The organism is Candidatus Methylacidiphilales bacterium, from assembly GCA_025056655.1.
Lineage (GTDB): Bacteria > Verrucomicrobiota > Verrucomicrobiia > Methylacidiphilales > JANWVL01 > JANWVL01.
On record JANWVL010000149.1, the window covers coordinates 1 to 6,006 of the forward strand.

12 protein-coding genes are annotated in these 6,006 nt (G+C 58.6%); 11 read left to right on the plus strand and 1 reads right to left on the minus strand.

The window, feature by feature from the left end:
• The 8 genes from NZM04_09775 to NZM04_09810 form a co-directional block, all read left to right on the plus strand.
• On the plus strand, window positions 1-713 hold a 713-nt coding region (locus tag NZM04_09775), incomplete at its 5' end, for a type I-C CRISPR-associated protein Cas8c/Csd1 (GenBank protein MCS7064306.1).
• Window positions 714-746: 33 nt separating this feature from the next.
• The gene (cas7c, locus tag NZM04_09780; protein ID MCS7064307.1) at window positions 747-1,724 is read left to right on the plus strand and encodes a type I-C CRISPR-associated protein Cas7/Csd2; all 978 of its coding nucleotides are present in this window, start codon (window positions 747-749) and stop codon (window positions 1,722-1,724) included.
• A gap of 68 nt (window positions 1,725-1,792) precedes the next feature.
• Window positions 1,793-2,464, plus strand: a complete 672-nt coding sequence (cas4, locus tag NZM04_09785; protein ID MCS7064308.1) for a CRISPR-associated protein Cas4 — start codon at window positions 1,793-1,795, stop codon at window positions 2,462-2,464.
• A gap of 17 nt (window positions 2,465-2,481) precedes the next feature.
• Window positions 2,482-2,730, plus strand: a complete 249-nt coding sequence (locus tag NZM04_09790; protein MCS7064309.1) for a type II toxin-antitoxin system VapB family antitoxin — start codon at window positions 2,482-2,484, stop codon at window positions 2,728-2,730.
• The gene (locus NZM04_09795) at window positions 2,727-3,164 is read left to right on the plus strand and encodes a PIN domain-containing protein (protein ID MCS7064310.1); all 438 of its coding nucleotides are present in this window, start codon (window positions 2,727-2,729) and stop codon (window positions 3,162-3,164) included. Before NZM04_09790 ends, NZM04_09795 begins: the two co-directional genes overlap by 4 nt.
• A gap of 4 nt (window positions 3,165-3,168) precedes the next feature.
• Window positions 3,169-3,321: a hypothetical protein gene (locus NZM04_09800; protein MCS7064311.1), complete on the plus strand. Its 153-nt coding sequence runs from the start codon at window positions 3,169-3,171 to the stop codon at window positions 3,319-3,321.
• On the plus strand, window positions 3,318-3,866 hold the full coding sequence (locus NZM04_09805) for a nucleotidyl transferase AbiEii/AbiGii toxin family protein (GenBank protein ID MCS7064312.1): 549 nt from the start codon (window positions 3,318-3,320) through the stop codon (window positions 3,864-3,866). The genes NZM04_09800 and NZM04_09805 overlap by 4 nt, the downstream gene beginning before the upstream one ends.
• Window positions 3,805-4,041, plus strand: a complete 237-nt coding sequence (locus NZM04_09810; protein ID MCS7064313.1) for a hypothetical protein — start codon at window positions 3,805-3,807, stop codon at window positions 4,039-4,041. Before NZM04_09805 ends, NZM04_09810 begins: the two co-directional genes overlap by 62 nt.
• Here NZM04_09810 and NZM04_09815 read toward each other — a convergent pair.
• Complete coding sequence (locus NZM04_09815) at window positions 4,038-4,232, minus strand: hypothetical protein (GenBank protein MCS7064314.1); 195 nt, start codon at window positions 4,230-4,232, stop codon at window positions 4,038-4,040. The genes NZM04_09810 and NZM04_09815 overlap by 4 nt on opposite strands.
• A gap of 91 nt (window positions 4,233-4,323) precedes the next feature.
• Here NZM04_09815 and cas1c point away from each other — a divergent pair, with 91 nt between their 5' ends.
• From cas1c to NZM04_09830, 3 genes are read left to right on the plus strand one after another with little or no spacing between them, the layout of a single operon-like run.
• Window positions 4,324-5,361, plus strand: coding sequence for a type I-C CRISPR-associated endonuclease Cas1c (gene cas1c / locus NZM04_09820; protein ID MCS7064315.1), 1,038 nt, complete (start codon window positions 4,324-4,326; stop codon window positions 5,359-5,361).
• A 3-nt stretch (window positions 5,362-5,364) separates the two neighbouring features.
• Entirely contained in the window at window positions 5,365-5,655 is a 291-nt protein-coding gene (gene cas2 / locus NZM04_09825; protein MCS7064316.1) for a CRISPR-associated endonuclease Cas2, read from the plus strand.
• Window positions 5,652-5,897 (plus strand): hypothetical protein, encoded by a 246-nt coding sequence (locus tag NZM04_09830; GenBank protein ID MCS7064317.1) that lies wholly within the window; start codon window positions 5,652-5,654, stop codon window positions 5,895-5,897. The genes cas2 and NZM04_09830 overlap by 4 nt, the downstream gene beginning before the upstream one ends.
• The last annotated feature ends 109 nt before the right edge of the window (window positions 5,898-6,006 follow it).

Sequence of the window (6,006 nt, forward strand, 5' to 3'; positions counted from 1 at the left end):
CGCCCGACAACGAAGCCATCCCCCCGCTGGCCATCTTCCGCTTGGCCTCCACCACCGTTCGCGAGGCCAAAGACCTGCCCCCAGACGTGCCCACACAACTCTACCGCGCCGCCCTCGAAGCCACTGCGCCATCCACCGCGCTCATCAAGCCGATCCTCCACCAACTTCACTCCAGACTCGCCCGCGACGAACACTACAACCTCCTTTCCGACGAGAGCCGATTTGCTCTCCTCAAACTCATCCTCAACCGAAACCGAAACAACAACACCATGGAAATCAAAACCCGACTCACCACTGACACCGACGACCCAGCCTACAACTGCGGTCGTCTCCTCGCCGTCCTCGCCGCCGCACAGGACAAAGCCCATGACTACAAACTCGAAGGCCCAGGCGTCGCCGAACGCTATTTCGGCACTGCCTCAGTCTCCCCAGCCAGCGTATTCCCCCTACTCCTGCGGCTCAACCGCCACCACCTCAACAAAATCAGCAAGTCCGAGCGCTTCGCCGGCCACGAACGCTTCCTACAAGAACAAATCCAAAACATCCTCTCACTCTTCAAACCCCAACAATCCGGCAAACCGCCAGCCTTCCCTCGCACCCTCGATCTCCAGGCCCAGGGCCGGTTCGCCCTAGGCTTTTACCAACAAGCCGCCGAAGACCACGCGGCCCGCAAAGCCGCCATGTCCGGCAAACCCGAACCCCTAGCCGAATAACCTAACCCACAACCACAAAAAACAACACACACCATGAACAACAACCACCCCCTCACCAACCGCCACGACTTCCTCCTCCTGTTTGAAGTCACCAACGGCAACCCCAACGGCGATCCAGACGCCGGCAACCTGCCGCGCCTCGACCCCAACACCAACCGCGGCATCGTCTCCGACGTCTGCCTCAAACGCAAAGTCCGCAACTATGTCGAACTATTCCCCCCCACACGCATCAGCGACACCGCCAACGGCTACAACATCCTCATCAAACAAGGTGCAGTCATTGAGACCGAGCAAAAACGCAGCATCAAAGCCGCTGTAGACTCCCTGCCCAAAGACGCGCCCGACTCCAAGAAAGCCGAAGCCGCCAAAAACTGGCTCTGCCGCGAATTCTACGACGTCCGCACTTTCGGCGGCGTCCTTTCCACAGGCGACGACGTGCTCAAAGGCTCCGCTTTCGGCCAAGTGCGCGGCCCCGTCCAACTCACCTTCGCCCAATCCTTCCACCCCATCACACCCCTGGAAGTCACCATCACGCGTTGCGCCGTGACGAAGGAGGAAGATGCCAAGAAAGAACGCACCATGGGCAACAAACACATCGTCCCCTACGCCCTCTACGCCGCCAAAGGCTACGTCTCCCCTGCCTTCGCCGAGCGCACCGGCTTCACCCAAGCCGACCTCGACCTGCTCTGGCAAGCGCTCCTACACATGTTCGAGCACGACCGCTCCGCCGCCCGCGGCGAAATGGTCGTCCGCGGCCTCTACGACTTCGAGCACGTCGGCACCCAGCACCCCAACAACGCCGAACAAAACAAACGCGAAGCTCGCCTCGGCTGCGCCCACGCCCACACCCTCTTCGAAGGCATCAAGGTAAACCTCAAAGACGGCAAAACCTTCCCCGAATCCTTCGCCGACTACCACGTCCAATGCACGTGGACTGCAGACAACCTGCCGCCAGGCATTGTCCTCCATCTCCGCCACGAAGGCCGCTCCATCGGCCCGCGCCGCCTATAATCTCTACCCCACCCACAACTCCCCGAGGCGCTCCCCAACCAACCCATGGTGAGCGCCTCACCCATGGCATGCCCCTCTCACAGCCAAAAACCACAGACTCCAGCACAGCAAGCGAACTTATCCCCCTCTCTGCCCTCAACCACTTCACATATTGCCCCCGCCGCGCCGCCCTCATCCTCACAGAAGGCTTATTCGAAGACAATGAATTCACCCTCCTCGGCGAGCTCGCCCACCAACACACCGACCTCCCAGGCTTCGAACACCGCGCCGGCTGGAAACTCCTCCGCGCCCTCCCCCTCTGGTCCGATCGCCTCAGCCTCGTCGGCAAAGCCGACCTCGTCGAAATCCAAGAACACCACGGCCGCATCACCGCCGCCCGCCCCATCGAATACAAATCCGGCAAAAAATCTCGCTGGTTCAACGACCGCGTCCAACTCTGCGCCCAAGCCCTCTGCCTCGAAGAAATGCTCGGCATCCCCATCCCAGAAGGCATGATCTACCACGCCAAATCCCATCAACGCTCCCTCGTCTCCCTCGATCCCACCCTCCGCTCCGATACCCTCCAGGCCATTGATGCCCTCAAAAAAATGTTGGACGAACGCCGCATCCCACCAGCCAAAATCAGACCCCAATGCGACGGATGCTCCCTGCGAAACATCTGTCTTCCCGAAGCCTTTCACCACCCGCCTCAAAAATTATATACTGCCTCCCCCTCAACCTTGCCCATACACCCATATTAGACTATATATATAACAATATGAAGACGACGATTGAGATCTCTTCTGCTCTCTTTGAACAAGCTAAACGCCTGGCTCGTAAAAAGAACACTACCCTCCGCAACCTTGTCGAAACAGGCCTTACGCTAGTCCTAAAGGCTCAACAAAAAGAGCAGATCCCTCGACCGCCTCCACTCGTTACCTTTAAGGGCGGAGGATTGCGCCCCGAATTTGCCGATGCAAGCTGGGAACGGCTTCGCACGGCAATCTATCCAGAATCCAGCCCATGATTGCCCTAGATACCAACATCCTCGTAGCCCTCCATCGCGAAGATAGCGACCACCATCGTGCTGCACTACAAGCCTATCATTCACAAGGACAACACACCACTTTTGCCTTTCTCTGGCCATGTCTCCATGAGTTTTATGCTATCGTCACACACCCCCGCATTTTTCGCAAACCTACCCCGCCGCGAATCGCCCTAGCCGCTATCGCCTCCTGGATTAATCATCCCGATTCCCGCATCCTCGCAGAGACACACGGCTACTTCGACCTGCTGACTAGACTCATCACGACAGGATCCATCGCTGGACCTCAAATTCACGATGCGCGAATCGCCGCCCTCTGCTTACACCACGGCGTGCGCGAGCTATGGACGGCTGATCGTGACTTTTCCCGTTTTCCTCAACTACGCACCCGCAATCCGCTCATATCGTCCCACTGACTAAATGCCCGAAATCATCCAAAACGTCCTCTACCTCACCACCCCCGGCCTCTACATCCAGCGCGACCACCTCACCTTCCTCATCGAGCGCGACGGCACCCGCCTCCTCTCCCTCCCCGCACACCTAAAAAAATTAAACAACTATAACATCACATGACCGACACCCTCAAAGACTTTGACACCACCGCAAAAGCCGCAGGCTTGAATTTCCTCCTCATAGGCGGCCACGCCGTCAACGCCTACGGCGTCGAGCGCACTACCGTAGATCTTGATTTTCTCGTTTTGAGTAACGACCTACAAAAATGGAAATCTGCCCTCCTATCAAACGGATGGCTTATCTCCTACGAATTCCCCCACTTCATTCAATTCAAACCACCCGACCCCCACGGATTCCGTGTAGACCTCATGCTCGTGGATGCAGAGACTTTCGCTAAACTCTACAAAGATTCATCTGAAGTCTCCTACGGCCCTTGCCGACTTCGAATCCCATCTCTCCTTCACCTCCTTGCACTCAAGCTCCACGCCCTAAAAAACACAGACCGCCAAAAAATCGGCAAAGACTACAGCGACATCCTCGCCCTCATCCACACGCACAAGCTCGACATCCATTCCCAAGAGCTCCAGACTATCCTTAAAAAATATGCACCCCCCATCATCCACCAACGCCTCCTCCGCGACACCTCTAGCGACAAATCCGATTGAGTCACTAGACCTCGACCTGCCCGAAATTCCGCCCGATCAATCCCCACCCCTCTACCACTCATACTCATACCAAGCTAGAGTAGCCCACGCGCGGCTCCTCCTGGCAGACAAGACCGAAGCCTACTACAGTCAGCGCATAGCCATCACACACCCAGAACCCTTCCACCTGGATTAAAACACACCCTCATCACCCCTCCACTTCCTCGACTCCCCACTACCACCGCCCCTTCCATGCCGACGCAAATCTGCACAAAAAAACAACCTCCCACTCCACACCCACCACTTCCCCTGCACCCTCCCAGAGCCAGCCAGCTCATCCCCTAATGCCGCGAAACAAATCCAGGATCCCCACAACCAAGTTTTCATCAGCACCACTACCGCCTAAGAAATCCAAATCAAAAAATCATTAGGCAAACTCCAAACACCCTCCCCTCTACTCCACACCCCACCAAAGCCCATGCCCGAAATCATCCAAAACGTCCTCTACCTCACCACCCCCGGCCTCTACATCCAGCGCGACCACCTCACCTTCCTCATCGAGCGCGACGGCACCCGCCTCCTCTCCCTCCCCGCACACCACATCGAAAGCATCTGCATCATGGAAAACGAAATCACCCTCACCCACGGCGCCATGCAACTCGCCCTCGAACACGCCATCCCCATCCACTACCTCGATGAACACGGCCGCCTCCGCGCCCGCGTCACAGCTATCCCCGACACCTCCGTCACCCTACGCCGCGACCACTACCGTGCCGCCGACGACCCCACCCGCTGCCTCCACATCGCCCAAGCCATCATCGCCGGAAAACTCCACAACTGCCGCAACTCCCTCCTCCGCGGAGCCAGAGAAACCTCAGACCCCACAGCTAAAGACGCCCTACAATCCACCATCGACGCACTCGCCCGCCTCATCCAAAACATCCCCGATACCCCCGACCTCGACTCCCTCCGAGGCCTCGAAGGCGCCGCCGCCCAAGCCTACTTCTCCGCCTTCAACCACCTCCTCAAACAACAACAAGACCCTTTCACCTTCCGCACCCGCTCTCGCTATCCCCCACTCGACCGCATCAACTGCCTCCTCTCCTTCCTCTACGCCCTCGTCCGCCACGACTGCATCTCCGCCCTCACCGTCGCCGGCCTCGACCCCTTCGTCGGCTTCCTCCACGCCGAACGCCCCAACCGCCCCGCCCTCGCCCTCGACCTCATGGAAGAATTTCGCCCCTGGCTCGCCGACCGCCTCGCCATCACCCTCATCAACCGCCAACAAATCCAACCCCACGACTTCATCCTCCACCCCGGCGGCGCCGTCGAACTCACCCCCGACGCCCGCAAAACCATCCTCAAAGCCTACCAAGAACGCAAACGCGAAAACCTCCACCACCCCGTCCTCGACCAACAAATCACCATCGGCCGCCACTTCTTCGTCCAAGCACGAATACTAGCTCGCGTTCTACGCGGAGATCTTCCACAATACCTCCCCCACATCCCCAAATAACCTATGCTCATCCTCATCACATACGACGTCGCCACAACCGACGAAGAAGGCGCCCGCCGCCTCCGCCGCATCGCACGCGCCTGCGCCGACTACGGCATCCGCGTCCAAAAATCCGTCTTCGAATGCCAACTCGGCCCCAAAGAATGGGTCACCCTTCGCGCCAGACTCCTCCAAGAATTCAACCCCGACCTCGACTCCCTCCGCTTCTACTACCTCGACGCAGAAGCCGCCGCCAAAACCGAACACCACGGCACCCAAAAACCCCTCGACCTCTCCGAACCCCTCATCCTATGAACCCCACCCCATCACTCCACACCGCCCCCCGCGAACCCCTCGCCTCGTCCCACCCCAGTAACATTCGCGCTCGACAACAACCCCCACACCCCCAACATCCTACACATCCCCGCTCTTTGAAAACCCCTCACCCACCGACCACAAAAAACTCGCCTTCGCGAAACCCCCACACTAATAAACTAATAGCCAGCCTCATCCAGAGGCTGCAGTCGCCCCGCAGAAGCCCGCGGGGCGCGGATTGAAACATCGAAATTAAGGCCCCGCCGGGGACATATGAAAGGTCGCCCCGCAGAAGCCCGCGGGGCGCGGATTGAAACGACGAGCGCAGGTGGTGGAATAAGGGATGGACTA